This is a genomic window from Salmonella sp. SAL04196, from assembly GCF_046550835.1.
Classification (GTDB): Bacteria; Pseudomonadota; Gammaproteobacteria; order Enterobacterales; family Enterobacteriaceae; genus Salmonella; species Salmonella enterica.
Genome location: NZ_JBGDXE010000003.1, coordinates 325802 through 344100, shown reverse-complemented (window position 1 = coordinate 344100; position 18299 = coordinate 325802). Strand labels below are relative to the sequence as shown.

Below are 18299 nucleotides of genomic sequence, written 5' to 3'. Positions count from 1 at the left end.
TAAAATTATATTCTAAAATAAAAATTAAATTATGCAGAGAGTTCCCGACGAATTCGCACTGTAATCCATTTTTATTTAACCATAGCGGCCAATTGGAATATTATATTTCTACCTGACGGTGCGGATGTTTCAAATAAAATTCTTACACTTTTCATTAATTAAAACAAACAAAAAATATCGCTTTTTTGTTAATCCGAGAAATAAGTAACAAATTCGAGCAAGCACTATTCTGAAAAATACTTAATGTATGGAAACAGACTTGACACAAAACAGCCAACCTATGGATAAAAATTGTAAATAAACATGATTCAAAATTAGCAGTTATAGGATAATTATATCAGCTGTCTACACCGACATCATTATATTGATAAATACACGTCAGCAAAAATATCTGACGCTAAAAGTTCTTTTATCGTTAAAATATTCATTACACCCGTCACGGGGAACGAACTCATTCATGAAATATCGCTACATCACCAGAATCGCGGCAGGCATAATTCTCATTATGGCCACGGTGTTTATCAATAACGCTATCGCTATTTATCAGTTCAGTCAGCAAGACCAGACGCGCGTAGCTGACTGCGCGATTGTCGCAGGAGCAGGCGTTAGCGGAAAAACGCCTTCTCCCGTTTTTCAGGCCAGACTGGATCATGCCATCTGGCTTTACCAACAACACATTGTCCGCGCGTTGGTATTAACCGGCGGCTACGGCGCTGGCGCAACGGTTTCCGACGCGGCGATAGCCCGTCAATACGTTCTGGAAAAAGGCATTCCGGCTAAGGCGATTTTTATTGAAGAGCGCTCTACCGTGACGCGCGAAAATATTCGTTACGCAAAACAGATACAGCGGCAACAACAATGGCGCACAGCGTTACTGGTCAGCGATCCGCTGCATATGCTGCGTCTGAAAACTATCGCTCAGGATAATGGTATCGATAGCCGCTCATCACCCACGCGATCCACCCGCTATAAATCCTGGTGGGCGAAAACCCGCTTCTTACTGCGAGAAACTTTTTATTACAGCGGATATCGGCTTTTACGTTATATGCCTGTACAAAATAACAGTATTACCCCCTAAAACAGGTTATAATTAGCGTGAATTTTTTAGACAGGTAATCATCGTGGCGCAGGCAGGTTTCATTTTAACCCGGCACTGGCGGGATACGCCGCAAGGAACGGAGGTCTCTTTCTGGCTGGCGACAGACAACGGCCCTGTGCAGGCGACGCTGGCGCCGCAAGAGTCCGTGGCGTTTATTCCGACCAGCCAGACCTCCCGCGCCGCCTCGCTGCTACAGGCGGAAAAAGACTATCGCCTGACGCCGCTCCAGCTGCGAGACTTTCATCGTCAGCCGGTCTCCGGTCTGTATTGCCGTACTCACCGCCAGCTTATGCGGATGGAGAAACTGCTGCGCGAAAACGGCGTCACCGTTTATGAAGCGGATGTACGCCCGCCGGAACGTTACCTGATGGAGCGTTTTATTACGTCGCCCGTTTGGGTAGACGGCGAGATGCGCAACGGCGTTATCCGCAATGCGCGTCTTAAACCCCACCCCGACTATCGACCGCCGCTAAAATGGGTCTCGCTGGATATCGAAACCACGCGACACGGCGAACTGTATTGCATTGGTCTGGAAGGCTGCGGCCAGCGTACCGTTTATATGCTGGGCCCGGCGAATGGCGATGACCGCCAACTGGACTTCGAGCTTGTGTATGTCGCCAGCCGCCCGCAGCTGCTGGAAAAACTCAACGCCTGGTTTGCCGAACATGATCCCGACGTCATCATCGGCTGGAACGTGGTGCAGTTCGACCTGCGTATGCTGCAAAAACATGCCGAACGCTACCGTATCCCTTTACGGCTGGGGCGAGACAATAGCGAACTGGAGTGGCGCGAACATGGCTTCAAAAACGGCGTTTTTTTCGCCCAGGCCAGAGGGCGAGTCATTATCGATGGTATCGACGCGCTTAAATCCGCGTTCTGGAATTTTTCGTCTTTTTCGCTGGAAGCCGTCTCGCAGGAACTGCTCGGCGAAGGAAAATCCATTGATAATCCCTGGGATCGTATGGATGAGATCGATCGCCGCTTTGCCCAGGATAAACCCGCCCTCGCCACCTACAACCTGAAAGACTGCGAGCTGGTCACGCGCATTTTCCATAAAACCGAGATCATGCCGTTTTTGCTGGAACGCGCGACGATCAACGGCCTGCCGGTCGATCGCCACGGCGGTTCGGTCGCCGCATTTGGGCATCTTTACTTTCCGCGAATGCACCGCGCCGGCTATGTCGCGCCCAATCTCGGCGAAGTGCCGCCGCTGGCAAGTCCCGGCGGCTACGTAATGGATTCACAACCCGGATTATACGATTCAGTACTGGTGCTGGATTATAAAAGCCTGTACCCGTCGATTATCCGCACGTTTTTGATTGATCCCGTCGGGCTGGTCGAAGGCATGGCGCAGCCGGATCCGGAACACAGTACCGAAGGTTTCCTTGACGCCTGGTTTTCACGAGAAAAGCACTGCCTGCCGGAAATTGTTAGCCAAATCTGGCACGGGCGCGATGAAGCCAAACGTCAGGGTAATAAACCGCTCTCGCAGGCGCTTAAAATCATTATGAACGCCTTTTATGGCGTACTCGGCACCACGGCCTGTCGCTTTTTCGATCCCCGTCTGGCGTCGTCAATCACCATGCGCGGCCATGCGATTATGCGCCAGACCAAAGCGCTGATTGAGGCGCAGGGTTATAACGTAATTTATGGCGATACCGATTCCACTTTCGTCTGGCTCCGGCGCGCGCATTCAGAAGCCGACGCGGCGGAAATCGGGCACAGGCTGGTGCGTCACGTGAACGAATGGTGGGCGCAGACGTTACAACAGCAAAATTTGACCAGCGCGCTGGAGCTGGAGTTTGAAACCCACTTTTGCCGTTTTCTGATGCCGACCATCCGCGGCGCGGATACTGGCAGTAAAAAACGCTACGCGGGCCTGATTCAGGAAGGCGACAGTCAGCGCATGGTATTTAAAGGTCTGGAAACGGTGCGGACCGACTGGACGCCGCTGGCGCAGCGCTTTCAACAGGAGCTGTATCTGCGCGTTTTTCGCAATGAACCTTATCAAGACTATGTGCGCGAGACTATTGATAAACTGATGGCGGGCGAACTGGACGCGCAGCTGGTTTATCGCAAGCGTCTGCGTCGCCCTTTACATGAGTACCAACGTAACATCCCGCCGCACGTTCGCGCCGCCCGGTTGGCGGATGAACAAAACCTGAAGCGGGGTCGTCCGGCGCAGTATCAGAATCGCGGCGCCATAAAATATGTCTGGACTGTTAACGGCCCCGAGCCCGTGGATTACCAGCAGTCGCCGCTGGATTACGAACACTATCTTACCCGCCAGCTACAACCCGTGGCGGAAGGAATTCTTCCCTTCGTTGAAGATAATTTTGCTACACTACTGACCGGGCAACTGGGGCTATTTTGACGCGTGACGAAAGCGCCGCCTTCCAGTACCATAGCGCCCTTTCCATTCCTGGACCTAATTAACGCCACTACCACATTAGCCTGGTAGCGGGGTCGTATACTCGCAATTATCCAGTGCTGTCGCCTGGGAATGGCGAGTAATGCCTGCAATTAAAGATATAGAGCCGAACACATATGCCTTTTACACTTGGTCAACGCTGGATCAGCGATACAGAAAGCGAGCTGGGACTTGGAACCGTTGTTGCGATGGATGCGCGAACCGTCACCTTACTTTTCCCGTCCACGGGGGAAAACCGCCTGTATGCGCGTAGTGATTCTCCCGTGACCCGCGTCATGTTCAACCCTGGCGATACGATTACAAGCCATGAAGGCTGGCAGCTACATATCGATGAAGTAAAAGAAGAAAATGGCCTGCTTGTTTATGTCGGCACCCGCCTGGATACCGAAGAGACCAATGTGACGCTGCGCGAAGTTCTGCTCGACAGCAAGTTGGTTTTCAGTAAGCCCCAGGATCGTCTGTTCGCCGGTCAAATCGATCGAATGGATCGGTTCGCGCTGCGCTATCGCGCCCGTAAATTTCAGAGCGAGCAGTACCGGATGCCATACAGCGGCCTGCGTGGTCAGCGGACCAACCTGATCCCGCATCAGCTTAATATCGCTCATGATGTGGGTCGTCGCCACGCGCCGCGCGTACTGCTGGCGGATGAAGTGGGCTTAGGTAAAACCATTGAAGCCGGGATGATTCTGCATCAACAGTTATTATCCGGCGCGGCGGAACGCGTATTGATCATCGTTCCGGAAACCCTGCAACACCAGTGGCTGGTAGAAATGCTGCGCCGTTTCAACCTGCGCTTCGCGCTGTTCGATGACGAACGCTATACCGAAGCGCAGCACGACGCGTATAACCCGTTTGAAACCGAACAACTGGTGATCTGCTCGCTGGATTTCGCCCGCCGTAATAAGCAGCGTCTGGAACATTTGTGCGACGCCGAGTGGGATTTGCTGGTGGTCGACGAAGCGCATCATCTGGTGTGGAGTACCGATGCGCCGAGCCGTGAATATATGGCCATCGAACAGTTAGCTGAACGCGTACCGGGCGTGCTGCTGCTGACCGCCACGCCAGAACAACTGGGGATGGAAAGCCATTTCGCCCGTCTGCGCCTGCTCGATCCGAACCGTTTCCACGATTTCGAACAGTTTGTCGAAGAACAGAAAAACTACCGCCCTGTCGCTGATGCGGTGGCCATGCTGCTGGCGGGCAATAAACTCAGCAACGACGAACTGAACAGGCTGGGCGATCTGATCGGCGAACAGAATATTGAACCGCTGTTGCAGGCCGCTAATAGCGATCGCGACGACGCGCAGGCCGCCCGTGATGAGCTGGTGTCGATGCTGATGGATCGCCACGGCACCAGCCGCGTTCTGTTCCGCAACACCCGTAACGGCGTCAAGGGGTTCCCGAAACGTGAACTGCATACGGTAAAACTGCCGCTGCCGACCCAGTATCAGACCGCCATTAAGGTCTCCGGCATTATGGGCGCGCGTAAGAGCGCGGAAGATCGCGCCCGCGATATGCTCTATCCGGAACAAATTTATCAGGAGTTCGAAGGCGATACCGGCACCTGGTGGAACTTCGACCCACGCGTTGAGTGGCTAATGGGCTATCTGACCAGCCATCGTTCGCAAAAAGTGCTGGTGATCTGCGCTAAGGCGACCACCGCGTTACAGCTGGAGCAGGTGCTGCGCGAACGCGAAGGCATCCGCGCCGCCGTGTTCCATGAGGGCATGTCGATTATCGAACGCGACCGCGCCGCCGCCTGGTTCGCCGAAGAAGATACCGGCGCGCAGGTGCTGTTATGTTCTGAAATCGGCTCCGAAGGACGTAACTTCCAGTTTGCCAGCAATCTGGTGATGTTCGACTTGCCGTTTAACCCGGATCTGCTGGAACAGCGTATTGGTCGTCTGGATCGTATCGGCCAGGCGCATGATATCCAGATCCACGTCCCGTACCTGGAAAAAACCGCCCAGTCGGTGCTGGTTCGCTGGTATCACGAAGGGCTGGACGCCTTTGAGCACACCTGCCCGACCGGTCGCGCGATTTATGATTCAGCCTACGCCAGTCTGATTAACTATCTGGCCGCGCCTGAAGAAACCGACGGGTTTGACGATCTGATCAAATCCTGCCGCGAACAGCATGAAGCGCTAAAAGCCCAGTTAGAACAGGGCCGCGACCGCCTGCTGGAGATCCACTCCAACGGCGGAGAAAAAGCCCAACAGCTCGCACAAAGCATTGAAGAACAGGACGACGACACCAACCTGATCGCGTTCGCCATGAACCTGTTCGATATCGTCGGCATTAACCAGGACGATCGCGGCGACAATCTGATCGTGCTGACGCCGTCTGACCACATGTTGGTGCCGGATTTCCCCGGCCTGCCGGAAGACGGCTGTACTATCACGTTTGAACGTGACGTAGCCCTGTCTCGCGAAGATGCGCAGTTTATTACCTGGGAACATCCGCTCATCCGTAACGGACTGGATCTGATCCTCTCCGGCGATACCGGCAGCAGCACCATTTCGCTGTTGAAAAATAAAGCGCTGCCCGTCGGCACGCTGCTGGTCGAACTGGTTTACGTCGTGGAAGCGCAGGCGCCGAAACAGCTACAACTGAACCGCTTCCTGCCGCCGACGCCGGTACGTATGCTGTTAGATAAAAACGGCAACAATCTGGCCGCCCAGGTCGAGTTTGAAACCTTCAACCGCCAGCTCAGCGCCGTGAATCGCCACACCGGCAGCAAACTGGTGAACGCCGTGCAACAGGACGTCCACGCCATTTTGCAACTGGGTGAGACGCAGATTGAAAAGTCCGCCAGAGCGCTGATTGATAACGCGCGTCGCGAGGCGGATGAAAAACTGTCCGGGGAACTGTCGCGTCTGGAAGCGCTGCGCGCCGTCAACCCGAACATTCGCGACGACGAACTTGCCGCTATCGACAGTAACCGTCAGCAGGTGCTGGAAAGCCTGAATCAGGCAGGCTGGCGTCTGGACGCGCTGCGTCTTATCGTCGTCACGCACCAATAACGGAGCCGTACATGGGGATGGAAAACTACAATCCGCCGCAGGAACCCTGGCTGGTTATCCTGTATCAGGATGAGCACATTATGGTGGTCAATAAGCCCAGCGGCCTGTTGTCCGTGCCGGGGCGTCTGGAAGCGCACAAAGACAGCATTATGACGCGTATCCAGCGCGACTACCCGCAGGCAGAGTCGGTGCATCGTCTGGATATGGCCACCAGCGGCGTGATTGTAGTGGCGCTGACCAAAGCCGCGGAGCGGGAGCTAAAACGCCAGTTCCGCGAACGTGAGCCGAAAAAGCAGTATGTGGCGCGCGTATGGGGGCATCCCTCCCCGGCGGAAGGACTGGTCGACTTACCGCTCATCTGCGACTGGCCGAACCGGCCAAAGCAGAAAGTGTGTTATGAAACCGGCAAACCGGCGCAAACGGAATATAACGTGGTGGAGTTTGCGGCGGATAATACCGCCCGCGTGGTGCTAAAACCGATCACCGGACGTTCGCATCAGCTTCGTGTGCATATGCTGGCGTTAGGCCACCCGATTTTAGGCGATCGGTTTTACGCCTCGCCGGAAGCGTTGTCGCTGGCGCCGCGTTTGCAGTTACACGCCGAAATGCTGACCATTACCCATCCCGCTTACGGTAACAGCATGACGTTTAAAGTCCCGGCAGATTTTTAAATTCTGAGCCAATTTATGCCGGGGCGCTTCGCTTGCCCGGCCTACATTCATTAACGTAGGCCGGATAAGGCGCTAGCCGCATCCGGCAATTCAATCACTTGAAGCCTTTCTGTTCTTTGATTAGCTCATACGCTTTCTGAATTTCCTGCGCTTTTTGCTTCGCCATTTCCATCATTTCCGGCGGCAAACCTTTCGCGACCAGTTTGTCCGGATGATGCTCGCTCATCAGTTTGCGATAAGCGCGTTTAATGGTGGTTGCATCGTCGGTGGTTTTAACCCCCAGCACATTACAGGCATCTTCCAGCGTCGGGCCGCGCTGCGCCTGCTGCCAGCCGCCGCCGGACTGTTGATGATAACCACCGCCAAACTGCGCGCCGCCCTGCATCATGCGCAGAAACTGATCGAACTGTACGCGGGAAATACCTAACTCTTCCGCAATCACATACAGCACTTCCCGCTCATTAGGGTGCAGCGAGCCATCGGCAAACGCCGCCTGGATCTGAATTTCCAGAAACATCCGGATCAGATCAAAACGCCCGAAGCAGACGCTACGAAACTGCCGCATCTTTTCACGTAATGGGTAATTATCCGCTTTTCCGACCCGAAAGGCGTTCTGCGCGGCAGTACGTGAATCGCCGTGTAAATTCATGCGATCCATCAACTGACTGGCGATATGAATATCCGCTTCCGTCACCCGTCCTTTTGATTTGGTTAAGTGGCCCATCACCTCAAAGGTGGTGGCAAAAAACAGCGCCTGCCGTTCCCGCTGGTTGGCAAACCACGCCATTTTTCGGCTGCGGGCTTTGTCGAACATATGGCCCACCAGCAGACCCAGGACCACGCCCCAAAAGCCGCCGCCCATCATCAGGGCTACGGCGACGCCAATTATCTTTCCCCAGTACTGCATAGACTCCCCAAAACGTTACGCTATCGGTGAGGCTATCTCCCACAAAATAAGGTGCTTTTCTGCGAATGAAGGCTACGGTCAATTGTGGGACATCGCCTATAATTTGCATTATCATACCTGTCATTCAATGCCGTGCCTAACACCACAGACGCTAAACGGCAGGATTAACACTGGCGCAGCGAAGATGAGTAAGTTAGGCTGTGACCGTTTGTCACGCGCAACGCTACCGATGATGGAACAATAAATACAACGTATGAAAAAACGTATTCCCACTCTTCTGGCCACCATGATCGCCAGCGCCCTTTATAGTCATCAGGGGCTGGCAGCCGATCTCGCCTCACAGTGTATGTTGGGCGTGCCGAGCTACGATCGTCCTCTGGTAAAAGGCGATACCAACGATCTGCCGGTTACTATCAATGCCGATAACGCTAAAGGTAACTACCCGGACGATGCCGTTTTTACCGGCAACGTGGACATTATGCAGGGGAATAGCCGCCTGCAAGCGGATGAAGTGCAGCTTCATCAGAAGCAGGCGGAAGGTCAGCCGGAACCTGTACGCACCGTCGATGCGCTGGGTAATGTGCATTATGATGACAATCAGGTCATCCTTAAAGGGCCGAAGGGCTGGGCGAACCTGAACACCAAAGACACGAACGTCTGGGAAGGCGATTACCAGATGGTGGGCCGTCAGGGACGCGGTAAAGCCGATCTCATGAAGCAGCGCGGCGAAAACCGCTATACCATTCTGGAAAACGGCAGCTTTACCTCCTGTCTGCCTGGCTCCGATACCTGGAGCGTGGTGGGGAGTGAAGTCATCCATGACCGTGAAGAACAGGTTGCGGAGATCTGGAACGCCCGGTTTAAAGTAGGTCCGGTTCCGATCTTTTATAGCCCCTATTTACAGCTCCCCGTCGGTGACAAACGTCGCTCAGGTTTCCTGATCCCGAACGCGAAATACACGACCAAGAACTATTTCGAGTTCTACTTACCGTATTACTGGAACATCGCGCCCAATATGGACGCCACCATCACCCCGCACTATATGCACCGCCGCGGCAATATTATGTGGGAGAACGAATTCCGTTATCTCACGCAGGCAGGCGAGGGAGTGATGGAATTAGATTATCTGCCTTCTGATAAAGTCTACGAGGACGATCACCCCAAAGAGGGCGATAAGCACCGCTGGTTATTCTACTGGCAGCACTCAGGCGTGATGGATCAGGTGTGGCGTTTTAACGTCGATTACACCAAAGTCAGCGACTCCAGCTATTTTAATGATTTCGACAGTAAGTACGGTTCGAGTACCGACGGCTACGCAACGCAGAAATTCAGCGTCGGCTACGCCGTACAAAACTTTGACGCTACGGTGTCGACCAAGCAATTCCAGGTGTTTAACGATCAGAACACCAGCAGCTACTCTGCGGAGCCGCAGTTAGACGTTAACTACTACTATAACGATCTCGGGCCGTTTGATACCCGGATTTACGGCCAGGCGGTACATTTCGTCAACACCAAAGACAATATGCCGGAAGCGACCCGCGTCCACCTGGAGCCAACCATCAATTTGCCGCTCTCCAACCGCTGGGGCAGCCTGAACACCGAAGCGAAGCTGATGGCGACGCACTATCAGCAAACGAATCTGGACTGGTACAACGCCAATAACAGCAAAAAACTGGAAGATTCGGTTAACCGCGTCATGCCACAGTTTAAAGTCGACGGTAAGCTCGTCTTCGAACGCGATATGGCGATGCTGGCGCCGGGGTATACCCAGACGCTGGAACCACGCGTGCAGTACCTGTATGTGCCGTACCGCGACCAGAGCGGCATCTATAACTACGATTCTTCTTTGCTGCAATCCGACTATAACGGCCTGTTCCGCGACCGCACTTATGGTGGTCTCGACCGTATTGCTTCCGCCAACCAGGTCACGACCGGCGTCACAACACGCGTTTATGATGATGCCGCCGTTGAACGTTTTAACGTTTCTGTTGGTCAAATCTACTATTTCACGGAGTCTCGCACCGGCGATGACAACATTAAATGGGAGAATGACGACAAAACCGGTTCGCTGGTTTGGGCAGGCGACACTTACTGGCGTATTTCAGAACGCTGGGGGCTGCGTAGCGGAGTGCAGTACGATACCCGTCTGGATAGCGTCGCTACCAGCAGCAGCAGCCTCGAATACCGTCGGGATCAGGATCGTCTGGTACAGTTGAACTACCGCTATGCCAGCCCGGAATATATTCAGGCTACGTTGCCTTCGTATTATTCCACGGCAGAGCAGTATAAAAACGGCATCAACCAGGTGGGCGCGGTGGCAAGTTGGCCGATTGCCGATCGCTGGTCGATTGTCGGCGCGTACTACTTCGATACCAATTCGAGCAAACCTGCAGACCAGATGCTCGGCTTGCAGTACAACTCTTGCTGCTATGCGATCCGCGTCGGATACGAACGTAAGCTGAACGGTTGGGATAACGATAAACAACACGCGATTTATGATAACGCGATTGGCTTCAACATTGAGCTGCGCGGTTTGAGCTCTAACTACGGCCTCGGCACGCAAGAAATGTTGCGTTCGAACATTCTGCCGTACCAAAGCTCTATGTAATCTGATTGATTTACAACGTAATCCGCATTGCGGTTAATTGAAATGGAAAAAGTATGAAGAACTGGAAAACGCTGCTTCTCGGTATCGCCATGATCGCGAATACCAGTTTCGCTGCCCCCCAGGTAGTCGATAAAGTCGCAGCCGTCGTCAATAATGGCGTCGTGCTGGAAAGCGACGTTGATGGCTTAATGCAATCAGTCAAACTCAACGCGGGTCAGGCAGGTCAGCAGCTTCCGGACGACGCCACGCTGCGTCACCAGATCCTGGAACGTTTGATTATGGATCAAATTATCCTGCAGATGGGTCAGAAGATGGGGGTGAAGATCACGGATGAGCAGTTGGATCAGGCCATCGCCAACATCGCCAAACAAAACAATATGACGATGGATCAGATGCGCAGCCGTCTGGCTTACGATGGGCTGAACTATTCAACCTACCGTAACCAGATTCGTAAAGAGATGATTATCTCTGAAGTGCGCAACAACGAGGTTCGTCGCCGTATCACCGTTTTGCCGCAAGAAGTTGACGCGCTGGCAAAACAGATTGGCACCCAAAACGACGCCAGCACCGAGCTGAACCTGAGCCATATCCTGATTGCTCTGCCGGAAAACCCAACCTCCGAGCAGGTTAACGACGCGCAGCGCCAGGCGGAAAGCATTGTTGAAGAAGCGCGTAACGGCGCAGATTTCGGCAAACTGGCGATTACCTACTCTGCCGACCAGCAGGCGCTAAAAGGCGGTCAGATGGGCTGGGGCCGCATCCAGGAGCTGCCGGGGATTTTCGCCCAGGCGCTGAGCACTGCGAAGAAAGGCGACATTGTCGGCCCGATTCGCTCCGGCGTCGGCTTCCACATTCTGAAAGTAAATGACCTGCGCGGTCAGAGCCAGAGTATCTCCGTGACCGAAGTTCACGCTCGTCACATTCTGCTTAAGCCGTCGCCGATCATGAACGATCAGCAGGCGCGCCTGAAGCTGGAAGAAATCGCGGCTGACATTAAGAGTGGTAAAACCACATTTGCCGCTGCGGCGAAAGAGTACTCTCAGGACCCGGGCTCCGCTAACCAGGGCGGTGATTTGGGTTGGGCTACGCCAGATATTTTCGATCCGGCGTTCCGCGACGCGCTGACGAAGCTGCATAAAGGCCAAATAAGCGCGCCGGTACACTCCTCTTTCGGCTGGCATCTGATCGAATTGCTGGATACGCGTAAGGTAGACAAAACCGATGCGGCGCAGAAAGATCGCGCTTATCGTATGCTGATGAACCGTAAATTCTCAGAAGAAGCGGCGACCTGGATGCAAGAACAGCGCGCCAGCGCTTATGTTAAGATTTTGAGTAACTAATGAGCAGTGCGCAACGCGTTGTTATTACTCCCGGCGAACCCGCCGGGATTGGCCCCGATCTTGTTGTCCAACTGGCGCAACGCGCGTGGCCGATTGAACTGGTCGTCTGTGCGGACGGCGCGCTCCTGACGGAGCGGGCCGCCATGCTCGGCCTGCCCCTCTCGCTTCTCCCTTACTCGCCTGATGTCCCCGCTGCGCCGCAGCCCGTGGGAACGCTGACCCTATTGCCGGTCTCGCTGCGCGCGCCTGCCATCCCCGGTCAGTTGACGGTAGAAAATGGCCCCTATGTGGTAGAGACGCTGGCGCGAGCGTGTGATGGCTGTCTGAACGGTGAATTTGCCGCGCTGATCACAGGCCCCGTGCACAAAGGCGTTATTAACGACGCAGGCATTCCGTTTACCGGTCATACCGAGTTTTTCGAAGAGCGTTCGCAGGCGACAAAAGTCGTGATGATGCTGGCAACCGAAGAACTTCGCGTGGCGCTGGCGACCACGCATCTGCCGCTACGGGCGATTGCAGACGCCATCACCCCTGCGCTTTTGCACGAAGTGATTGCTATTTTGCATCACGATTTGCGGACCAAATTTGGTATTGCCGAACCGCGCATTCTTGTCTGTGGCCTGAATCCGCACGCGGGCGAAGGCGGTCATATGGGCACGGAAGAGATAGACACCATCATTCCGGTGCTCGACGAGCTGCGGGCGCAGGGGATGAAACTCAACGGGCCGCTACCTGCTGATACGCTGTTTCAGCCCAAATATCTCGATAATGCCGACGCGGTGCTGGCGATGTACCACGATCAGGGCCTGCCCGTGCTAAAATACCAGGGATTCGGTCGGGGAGTGAATATTACGCTCGGCCTACCTTTTATTCGAACCTCCGTTGACCACGGCACCGCGCTTGAACTGGCAGGTCGTGGAAAAGCGGATGTCGGCAGTTTTATTACGGCGCTTAATCTCGCCATCAAAATGATTGTTAATACCCAATGAATAATCGAGTCCATCAGGGCCATTTAGCCCGTAAACGCTTCGGGCAAAACTTTCTCAACGATCGGTTTGTGATCGACAGTATTGTTTCTGCTATTAATCCGCAAAAAGGCCAGGCGATGGTTGAAATCGGCCCCGGTCTGGCGGCGCTGACGGAGCCGGTCGGCGAACGACTGGATAAGCTCACGGTCATTGAACTTGACCGCGATCTGGCGGCGCGTTTGCAAACCCATCCGTTCTTAGGGCCGAAGCTGACTATTTATCAGCAGGACGCCATGACCATGAACTTTGGCGAACTGTCTGCGCAGTTGGGCCAACCGCTGCGTGTGTTCGGCAATCTGCCCTATAATATCTCCACCCCGCTGATGTTCCATCTCTTTAGCTATACTGATGCCATTGCCGACATGCACTTTATGTTGCAAAAAGAAGTGGTAAATCGTCTGGTTGCAGGGCCGAACAGCAAAGCGTATGGTCGTTTAAGCGTGATGGCGCAATATTACTGTCAGGTGATCCCTGTGCTTGAAGTGCCGCCATCCGCCTTCACGCCGCCGCCCAAAGTGGACTCCGCCGTGGTGCGTCTGGTTCCACACGCAACAATGCCTTACCCGGTTAAAGATATTCGCGTGTTGAGCCGTATTACCACCGAGGCCTTTAACCAGCGCCGTAAAACGATCCGTAACAGTCTCGGCAATCTTTTTAGCGTTGAGACGTTGACGGAAATGGGTATTGACCCGGCAATGCGCGCGGAAAATATCTCTGTCGCGCAGTACTGCCAGATGGCCAATTATCTGTCGGAAAACGCGCCTTTGAAGGAGAGTTAAACATGATCAATTCGCCCAGAGTGTGTATTCAGGTGCAAAGCGTCTACATTGAGGCGCAATCCTCACCTGACGATGAACGTTACGTTTTTGCCTATACCGTAACCATCCGCAATCTGGGCCGGGCGCCAGTGCAGCTATTGGGCCGCTACTGGCTGATTACCAATGGTCATGGCCGTGAAACCGAAGTCCAGGGCGAAGGTGTGGTTGGCGTCCAGCCGCGCATTGCGCCTGGCGAAGAGTATCAGTACACCAGCGGCGCGGTAATTGAAACGCCGCTGGGCACCATGCAGGGTCATTACGAAATGATCGATGAAAATGGCGACGCCTTTACCATCGACATTCCCGTGTTTCGACTCGCCGTCCCTACACTCATTCACTAAAATTATAACAATGGCAACTTATCTCATCGGCGACGTTCACGGTTGCTACGACGAACTGATCGCCTTATTACAGCAAGTGGAATTTACGCCAGACACAGACACTCTGTGGCTGACTGGCGATTTGGTCGCCCGCGGTCCCGGTTCGCTGGACGTGTTACGCTACGTCAAATCGCTTGGCAATAGCGTGCGTTTGGTGCTGGGGAATCACGATTTACACCTGTTGGCCGTATTCGCCGGGATTAGCCGCAACAAACCTAAAGACCGGCTGACCCCGCTTCTTGAAGCGCCGGACGCCGATGAGCTGTTGAATTGGTTACGCCGTCAGCCGCTGTTGCAGGTAGATGAAGAGAAAAAGCTGGTCATGGCGCATGCGGGTATTACCCCGCAGTGGGATTTGCAGACGGCAAAAGAGTGCGCCCGCGATGTTGAAGCGGTGCTGTCGAGCGACTCGTACCCCTTTTTCCTCGACGCGATGTATGGCGATATGCCAAATAACTGGTCGCCGGAGTTAAGCGGTCTGGCGCGGCTACGCTTTATTACTAATGCCTTTACCCGTATGCGTTACTGCTTTCCTAACGGTCAACTGGATATGTACAGTAAAGCGTCGCCGGAAAATGCCCCTGCGCCGCTGAAGCCGTGGTTCGCCATTCCGGGGCCGGTGAGCGAGGCTTACAGTATTGCGTTCGGGCACTGGGCGTCGCTGGAAGGGAAAGGGACGCCGGAAGGTATTTACGCGCTGGATACCGGCTGCTGCTGGGGCGGGGAGTTGACCTGTTTACGCTGGGAAGATAAACAGTATTTTGTGCAGCCGTCAAACCGCCAGATGGATATGGGCGAAGGCGAAGCGGTCAACGCCTGATAGGTTTATGCCTGATGGCGCTACGCTTATCAGGCCTACATCCGGCTCAAGAGTAGGCCGGATAAGGCGTTTCGACGCCATCCGGCACTACAGCGTTAACGACGTTCCAGAATCTCGAAACAATAGCTGTGAGAATTCTGCGCGTCGGCATCGTGAAACTCACTGAATACCGATTCCCAGTCATCCGGTTCATAATCCGGAAAATGGGTATCGCCTTCGACTTCCGCATCAATATGCGTCAGATAAAGCTTCTGCGCCTTTGGCAGGAACTGCTCGTACACGCGCCCGCCGCCAATGACCATAATTTCCGGCGCATCGCCGCAAGCGGCAATCGCCTCATCGACAGACTTCACCCACTGCACGCGATCGTCGGTGCCCGGCTGGCTGCTGATAACAATATTTTTACGTCCCGGTAAGGGGCGTCCGATGGATTCCCAGGTGTGACGTCCCATAACGACAGGTTTATTTAACGTGTTACGTTTAAACCAGGCGAGATCGGCAGGCAGGTTCCACGGCATGGCGTTTTCCATACCGATGACGCGATCCACCGCTAACGCCGCAATCAGACTGATCATTAATTATTTCCTGATACAAAAAAAATTGCCGCCACTATACGTAAAGCGCAATCTTTCGTCGACTGACGAAAAGAGGATGAGCACGAAAATTTTTCGTTCTGCTGGCGACGCCACTCATTTGATGTGGAGCGCCAGCATTACAGTAGTTCAAAAACAGCCAATTAGCAGTAAAGTTTGCAGAACATCACATTTTTTACTTTAGATTGACGGTTTGACCTCGGGTTCATCAGCGGCCTCCCCGGAATGTTTGCCCCCAGCCGTTCCCTGCCAGCCGTGGCGCTGAATCAACGACAGATGCTCCCGGTCCTCGGTAATAATTTCGCTCAACATCGCGCTGGTACGTTTATAGGCGGCGGCGCGAGATAACGGATCGTTTTCCCCTTTCGCCATATCTTCCACCATCCGGGTATTAAAATGGCGGAACAGATCCGCGCGCTCGCGGGCTTCATAACGCCCCAGCCCCAGCGCTTCCAGCGCCTGTCGCCCGCTTTTGAGCGCGCCTTCGAAGGTTTCACGTTCGGGCATCGCCACACCTGCCTGGCGCAGGCGGATGTAATGATCGACATCACGGGCGCGGGCGATAATCTGCAGATGCGGGAAATGCGACCTCACCAGTTCACTCAGTTGCAAATTGGTTTGCGGATCGTCAATGGCGTTAATCAATACCTCCGCCTTCGCCGCTCCGGCAGATTCCAGCAAATCCATACGCGTCGCGTCGCCATAAAAAACCTTCATGCCGAATTTACGCAGCGTTTCGATATGATCGGGATCGTGATCGAGCACCACCATCTTCACCCCGCTCGACAGCAGCAAACGCCCGGCTATCTGCCCAAATCGTCCAAACCCGGCCACAATAACCCGCGGCTGCTCTTCGTCGATTTCATCCGCCTCGCGCGCTTCACCCGTCGCGGTCTTCTCCATGCGCGTCAGCAGCACCAGAAAAATCGGCGTTGCCGCCATCGACAGCGCGACCGCCAGCGTCAGCGCTTTTGCCCATTCCGGCTCAAGTACACCCGCCATTTGCGCCGCGCCAAAAACCACAAACGCAAACTCACTTCCCTGGCCTAATAAGACGGCAAACCAGCGACGCTGTTTTGCCGGTACACCCAGGGGCCTCGCGACCAGCCACAGCATGACGATTTTGATTGCCAGAAAACCGGCCAGCAACAGCAGAATGCGCAGCGGATTCTCCACCAGCGTGCCGAAATCAATCGACATGCCGACGCCAATAAAGAACAGCCCCAGCAGCAACCCCTTAAAGGGTTCAATATCGCTTTCCAGCGCATGACGATATTCCGAACTCGCCAGCAGAACGCCCGCCAGGAACGCGCCCATCGCCATTGACAGCCCAACCTCTTCCAGCAACAGGCCGAAACCAAACACCAGAAATAGCGCCACGGCGCTGAACACTTCCCGCAAACCAGAACGCGCGACAAAGCGCAGCGCCGGGCGCGTGACGTAGCGTCCCAGCAGCACCACCAGCGCCAACGCGCCTGCGACTTTCAACGCCGATAGCGCAAACGCGCCAAGCGTGGTGGATGCGCCGCTGGCGGCCAGCAGCGGAATCATCGCCACCAGCGGGATCGCCGCGATATCCTGGAACAAGAGCACTGCGAATGCGCTACGTCCTACTTGTGAAACGGTCAGGTTACGCTCATTCATTGCCTGCATGGCGATAGCCGTGGACGAAAGCGCCAGCGTCATGCCAATCAGTTCCGCCACCTGCCAACGCAGGCCAAGAAACATACAGAACAGACCAATCAGTCCGCCGCAGACCACCATCTGTAACGCGCCGCCGCCAAATACCGAGGCGCGCAGCTTCCATAACCGTTGCGGGTCCAGCTCAAGCCCAATAACAAACAACATCAGCACGACGCCGATTTCCGCAAAATGCAGAATAGATTCGGCGTCCGTCACCAGCCGTAGTCCCCAGGGGCCGATAATACACCCCGCAATCAGATACCCCAGCACCGCTCCTAAGCCCAAACGTACCGCAATCGGCACAATCAACGCCGCCGAACCAAGATAGATCAGCGCCTGCAGTAGAGTATGGCTATCCATGATTCACCTCCTGCCATGCCAGTAAACGCTGTTTATACTGACGCGCCTGCGCCTGTAAGGTGTCATCATCACAAATGAACGTGCAGTGCATGGCAAACGGCGGCAGCCATTTGAGGCCGCAATAGAGCGCCGTCGCCTGTAGCGGCTGAGAAAGGACGTCAAATCCCGGATGGGAGCCGATAGCAAAGTGATTTTCACCGCCGCCGGTCGTTACCGCCCACAGCAGATGTTTACCGTGTAATGCCGTACCGCCATGACCGTAAGCCCAGCCGTGGGTGAGGACTTTATCCATCCATAATTTGAGTAAAGGAGGGACGCTGTACCACTGCATCGGATGCTGCCAGACGATAAGACTCGCGCGCGACAGCGCCTCCTGCTCGGCGGCAACGTCAATATTGAAATCGGGATAGAGGTGATAAAGCGAACGTATTTCGACGTTTTCCAGCGTCCCTGCCTGTTCAAGCATCCGTTTATTCGCATGAGAATGATGCGGATACGGATGCGCATAAATAATGAGGATCATGATTAGCCTGTGATG

General features: G+C 54.4%; 14 protein-coding genes. 10 read left to right on the top strand and 4 right to left on the bottom strand.

Annotation, left to right across the window (positions count from 1 at the left end):
- The first annotated feature begins 457 nt into the window (after nt 1-457).
- From ACLJPE_RS14395 to rluA, 4 genes are all read left to right on the top strand, one after another.
- On the top strand, nt 458-1078 hold the full coding sequence (locus tag ACLJPE_RS14395) for a YdcF family protein (RefSeq protein WP_001628131.1): 621 nt from the start codon (nt 458-460) through the stop codon (nt 1076-1078).
- A gap of 43 nt (nt 1079-1121) precedes the next feature.
- Nucleotides 1122-3473 carry a DNA polymerase II gene (gene polB, locus ACLJPE_RS14390; RefSeq protein ID WP_000035717.1) on the top strand — a complete coding sequence of 784 codons (2352 nt, stop codon included), beginning with the start codon at nt 1122-1124 and terminating at the stop codon, nt 3471-3473.
- A gap of 173 nt (nt 3474-3646) precedes the next feature.
- Entirely contained in the window at nt 3647-6553 is a 2907-nt protein-coding gene (gene rapA, locus ACLJPE_RS14385; protein WP_039513881.1) for an RNA polymerase-associated protein RapA, read from the top strand.
- Nucleotides 6554-6564: 11 nt separating this feature from the next.
- On the top strand, nt 6565-7224 hold the full coding sequence (gene rluA, locus ACLJPE_RS14380) for a bifunctional tRNA pseudouridine(32) synthase/23S rRNA pseudouridine(746) synthase RluA (protein WP_000525196.1): 660 nt from the start codon (nt 6565-6567) through the stop codon (nt 7222-7224).
- A 94-nt stretch (nt 7225-7318) separates the two neighbouring features.
- Here rluA and djlA read toward each other — a convergent pair whose 3' ends face one another.
- Entirely contained in the window at nt 7319-8131 is an 813-nt protein-coding gene (djlA, locus tag ACLJPE_RS14375) for a co-chaperone DjlA (protein WP_001200595.1), read from the bottom strand.
- A 253-nt stretch (nt 8132-8384) separates the two neighbouring features.
- Between djlA and lptD the strand changes: the two genes are divergently transcribed.
- From lptD to apaH, 6 genes are read left to right on the top strand one after another with little or no spacing between them, the layout of a single operon-like run.
- Nucleotides 8385-10739 carry an LPS assembly protein LptD gene (lptD, locus tag ACLJPE_RS14370; protein WP_023232760.1) on the top strand — a complete coding sequence of 785 codons (2355 nt, stop codon included), beginning with the start codon at nt 8385-8387 and terminating at the stop codon, nt 10737-10739.
- Between the two features lie 53 nt (nt 10740-10792).
- Complete coding sequence (gene surA / locus ACLJPE_RS14365) at nt 10793-12079, top strand: peptidylprolyl isomerase SurA (RefSeq protein ID WP_000800482.1); 1287 nt, start codon at nt 10793-10795, stop codon at nt 12077-12079.
- Entirely contained in the window at nt 12079-13068 is a 990-nt protein-coding gene (pdxA, locus tag ACLJPE_RS14360; RefSeq protein WP_023251514.1) for a 4-hydroxythreonine-4-phosphate dehydrogenase PdxA, read from the top strand. The genes surA and pdxA overlap by 1 nt, the downstream gene beginning before the upstream one ends.
- Nucleotides 13065-13886 carry a 16S rRNA (adenine(1518)-N(6)/adenine(1519)-N(6))-dimethyltransferase RsmA gene (gene rsmA, locus ACLJPE_RS14355; protein WP_001065397.1) on the top strand — a complete coding sequence of 274 codons (822 nt, stop codon included), beginning with the start codon at nt 13065-13067 and terminating at the stop codon, nt 13884-13886. Before pdxA ends, rsmA begins: the two co-directional genes overlap by 4 nt.
- A 2-nt stretch (nt 13887-13888) precedes the next feature.
- Nucleotides 13889-14266 (top strand): Co2+/Mg2+ efflux protein ApaG, encoded by a 378-nt coding sequence (apaG, locus tag ACLJPE_RS14350; RefSeq protein WP_000610894.1) that lies wholly within the window; start codon nt 13889-13891, stop codon nt 14264-14266.
- 10 nt (nt 14267-14276) lie between these two features.
- A complete protein-coding gene (gene apaH, locus ACLJPE_RS14345; RefSeq protein WP_000257211.1) occupies nt 14277-15125 on the top strand; it encodes a bis(5'-nucleosyl)-tetraphosphatase (symmetrical) ApaH in 849 nt (282 codons plus the stop codon).
- Nucleotides 15126-15220: 95 nt separating this feature from the next.
- On the opposite strand, the gene folA is transcribed toward apaH, so the two are convergent.
- The 3 genes from folA to kefF all read right to left on the bottom strand — a co-directional run bounded on the left by folA (nt 15221) and on the right by kefF (nt 18284).
- Complete coding sequence (gene folA / locus ACLJPE_RS14340) at nt 15221-15700, bottom strand: type 3 dihydrofolate reductase (RefSeq protein WP_000624379.1); 480 nt, start codon at nt 15698-15700, stop codon at nt 15221-15223.
- A 198-nt stretch (nt 15701-15898) separates the two neighbouring features.
- On the bottom strand, nt 15899-17761 hold the full coding sequence (kefC, locus tag ACLJPE_RS14335; protein ID WP_000377152.1) for a glutathione-regulated potassium-efflux system protein KefC: 1863 nt from the start codon (nt 17759-17761) through the stop codon (nt 15899-15901).
- Nucleotides 17754-18284: a glutathione-regulated potassium-efflux system oxidoreductase KefF gene (kefF, locus tag ACLJPE_RS14330; RefSeq protein ID WP_000600706.1), complete on the bottom strand. Its 531-nt coding sequence runs from the start codon at nt 18282-18284 to the stop codon at nt 17754-17756. The genes kefC and kefF overlap by 8 nt, the downstream gene beginning before the upstream one ends.
- Nucleotides 18285-18299 lie beyond the last annotated feature (15 nt).

Coding starts and splice junctions, on each gene's coding strand:
- ACLJPE_RS14395 (WP_001628131.1), top strand. CDS start 458: ATGAAATATCGCTACATCACCAGAATCGCGGCAGGCATAATTCTCATT.
- rapA (WP_039513881.1), top strand. CDS start 3,647: ATGCCTTTTACACTTGGTCAACGCTGGATCAGCGATACAGAAAGCGAG.
- rluA (WP_000525196.1), top strand. CDS start 6,565: ATGGGGATGGAAAACTACAATCCGCCGCAGGAACCCTGGCTGGTTATC.
- djlA (WP_001200595.1), bottom strand. CDS start 8,131: ATGCAGTACTGGGGAAAGATAATTGGCGTCGCCGTAGCCCTGATGATG.
- lptD (WP_023232760.1), top strand. CDS start 8,385: ATGAAAAAACGTATTCCCACTCTTCTGGCCACCATGATCGCCAGCGCC.
- surA (WP_000800482.1), top strand. CDS start 10,793: ATGAAGAACTGGAAAACGCTGCTTCTCGGTATCGCCATGATCGCGAAT.
- pdxA (WP_023251514.1), top strand. CDS start 12,079: ATGAGCAGTGCGCAACGCGTTGTTATTACTCCCGGCGAACCCGCCGGG.
- rsmA (WP_001065397.1), top strand. CDS start 13,065: ATGAATAATCGAGTCCATCAGGGCCATTTAGCCCGTAAACGCTTCGGG.
- apaG (WP_000610894.1), top strand. CDS start 13,889: ATGATCAATTCGCCCAGAGTGTGTATTCAGGTGCAAAGCGTCTACATT.
- apaH (WP_000257211.1), top strand. CDS start 14,277: ATGGCAACTTATCTCATCGGCGACGTTCACGGTTGCTACGACGAACTG.
- folA (WP_000624379.1), bottom strand. CDS start 15,700: ATGATCAGTCTGATTGCGGCGTTAGCGGTGGATCGCGTCATCGGTATG.
- kefC (WP_000377152.1), bottom strand. CDS start 17,761: ATGGATAGCCATACTCTACTGCAGGCGCTGATCTATCTTGGTTCGGCG.
- kefF (WP_000600706.1), bottom strand. CDS start 18,284: ATGATCCTCATTATTTATGCGCATCCGTATCCGCATCATTCTCATGCG.